At 37.1% G+C, this 2,273-nt stretch carries 3 protein-coding genes; 1 reads left to right on the top strand and 2 read right to left on the bottom strand.

Features of this window, described 5'->3' with window-relative positions; all coding sequences use genetic code 11:
* The first annotated feature begins 166 nt into the window (after window positions 1-166).
* Window positions 167-1,222, top strand: coding sequence for an IS110 family transposase (locus WBQ70_RS01980; RefSeq protein ID WP_423909846.1), 1,056 nt, complete (start codon window positions 167-169; stop codon window positions 1,220-1,222).
* A gap of 349 nt (window positions 1,223-1,571) precedes the next feature.
* On the opposite strand, the gene WBQ70_RS01975 is transcribed toward WBQ70_RS01980, so the two are convergent.
* Window positions 1,572-1,859, bottom strand: coding sequence for a type II toxin-antitoxin system RelE/ParE family toxin (locus WBQ70_RS01975; RefSeq protein WP_423909843.1), 288 nt, complete (start codon window positions 1,857-1,859; stop codon window positions 1,572-1,574).
* The gene (locus WBQ70_RS01970; RefSeq protein WP_042507096.1) at window positions 1,852-2,091 is read right to left on the bottom strand and encodes a ribbon-helix-helix domain-containing protein; all 240 of its coding nucleotides are present in this window, start codon (window positions 2,089-2,091) and stop codon (window positions 1,852-1,854) included. Before WBQ70_RS01970 ends, WBQ70_RS01975 begins: the two co-directional genes overlap by 8 nt.
* Window positions 2,092-2,273 lie beyond the last annotated feature (182 nt).

The raw sequence follows: 2,273 nt of genomic DNA, 5'->3' as shown, positions 1-2,273 counted from the left end.
GTATAAAGATAGTTGCGGATTTGCGTGCGAGGATTTTCCGAAGGAAAATCAGAAGCTAGCAAACAAAGCAATGACCTTTATGCAAGCCTAAAATAGCAATTATTTTTAGCATCCATGAAAAAGCAGAAAGTCCAGTATCTTTAAAGTTCACCAAAACAATTAAGATATGAAACCTGAACAAACTGCCCACCCAAAGTTATACATAGGAATTGACATACACAAGAGAAGCTGGAAAGTTCATTGTGCCACGGATCTATTTTCTGGAAAATCTTTTACCATGCCCCCAAAACCAGAGGTTTTAGAGGCATATGTTCACACCCATTTCCGTAACTATGAAGTCACTACCGCTTACGAAGCGGGTTGTTGTGGCTATTATGCCCATCGTAGTTTTGAGGGTTATGGGTGGAACTCTTTAGTAGTCAACCCTGCCGACATTCACAGAAAAGGAAAAGAACGCTTTACCAAGACCGATAAGATTGATGCGCAACTTATAGCACGAGAACTCAAGGACGGAAGATTGGAAAGTATTCATATTCCAGAAGTAGAGCGAGAGCAATTGCGAAGTCTTTTTAGAAGACGTAACGATTTGGTTAAGGACTTTAGGCGGGTAAAGAGTTATATCAAAATGCAGCTGCTCTATTTTGGAGTTCCGGTTCCCGAAGCCTTTGACAATGACCACTGGAGTCACAGCTTTAGGCAATGGGTGGATACACTTGTTTTTGAACATCCAACTGCTCGAGAAACACTTGATAGTAGAATGCGCAGTTTTAGATTTATAGATAAAGAGCTTCGAGATGTTTCCACAAAACTACGTGCTTATTGCCGTAAGCATTATAAAAAGGATTATTACCTTTTACGCAGTATTCCAGGAATAGGAGGTATTGTAGCTTGTGGCATTATTTGCGAATTGGGAGATTTACGTCGCTTTAACAATATAAAACATTTAGCTGGTTACGTGGGTCTGGCACCTGGGGTGCACCAAAGTGGCGATAACCAAAGACACACAGGTATTACCATGCGAGCACACCGTTTGATGAGGAGTTATTTTATAGAAGCCTCTTGGCAAGCCATACGAACCGATCCTGTGATGCAGGCTTATTATCGTAAACATGTAGGGAAGAATGTCAAGAGCATCATTGTTAAGATAGCCCGAAAATTATTGAGCAGAACCTTAGCCGTTATAAAAACAGAAACACCATATACCATTGGAGTGATAGAATAATATAAACCAATAACAGAGCTCACAAAGAAGTAGCAAAGCCTGTATCACAAAACACCGTAGGTGAACCAGATTATTAGGTATCACACATTTTTAGCAAGTGGACAGGTTTATTATAACTTAATAATCATACAGATGCTGGTGACCATCATGTTTTAGCATGGATCACATATAGGATGCGGAGCAAGTTATTTAAAAGGTATTGAAATATTGATAATCCTATCGGAATTATCAACATTCCAACACCACAGAATCATCATTATGAGATAATTAAAAAATAAATATTAACTTTGGAGAACTAGGCTAGTGCTTTTCATAGGATACGGTGTTGTGGTGCGTTTTTATTATTCCGTTATAGTTTTTCATTCAAGTCCTGTCTTCCAACAATTGCCATTATATCTATAATATCTTCATTAACTTTAAAATAGATACTGTCAGCTCCACAAACACAACGTCTATAATCTTTTTTTATATATTCAGCCGATTCAAAAGAATAAGGTCTTTGGGAAATAATGTCAAAATATTCAAAAAATGATTCAAAATATTTATCCGCTTGAGTCATTCCGAATTTTTCAACTCCGTAATGGTGAATTCGTATTAAATCGTTTTTAGCTTCGTTACTTAATCTGTATTTAGCCATTCAATAAGGACTTTGATTGAGCTAAAATTTCGTTTTTATTGTCACTCGTAAATCCGCTTTTTTCAGCTTTATCCAGTTTGGCTCTAACCCAATCAATTTGTATTTGCTGTTTTCTGGCTTGTCTAATTAAATCGTTTACTAATTCGCTTTTACTTGAATATTCATTTTTATTCACTTGCGCTTTCAGCCATTCGTCGTTCGGTTCGGTAAATGATATACTTTGTCTTGACATAACTTTATGTTTTGGTGTAAATATACATCAAATACGAATCACTTCCAAATGTTCGTTAAGGCACATGGTTTACCAATGTTTGCCAACGTTACATGTATGGAAAGTGCGTGTTTGAGTGCGAGGATTTTCCGAAGGAAAATCAGAAGCAAGCAAACAAAGCACAGACCTTTTGATTAGGGACT

Source organism: Flavobacterium sp. (assembly GCF_049590715.1).
Lineage (GTDB): Bacteria > Bacteroidota > Bacteroidia > Flavobacteriales > Flavobacteriaceae > Flavobacterium.
The sequence above is the reverse complement of the archived record's forward strand: the minus strand, read 5'-3'. Positions and strand labels throughout refer to the sequence as shown.

Bases quoted from the DNA above. Each gene is read 5' to 3' on its own strand.
- WBQ70_RS01980 (WP_423909846.1), top strand. From the start codon at position 167: ATGAAACCTGAACAAACTGCCCACCCAAAGTTATACATAGGAATTGAC.
- WBQ70_RS01975 (WP_423909843.1), bottom strand. From the start codon at position 1,859: ATGGCTAAATACAGATTAAGTAACGAAGCTAAAAACGATTTAATACGA.
- WBQ70_RS01970 (WP_042507096.1), bottom strand. From the start codon at position 2,091: ATGTCAAGACAAAGTATATCATTTACCGAACCGAACGACGAATGGCTG.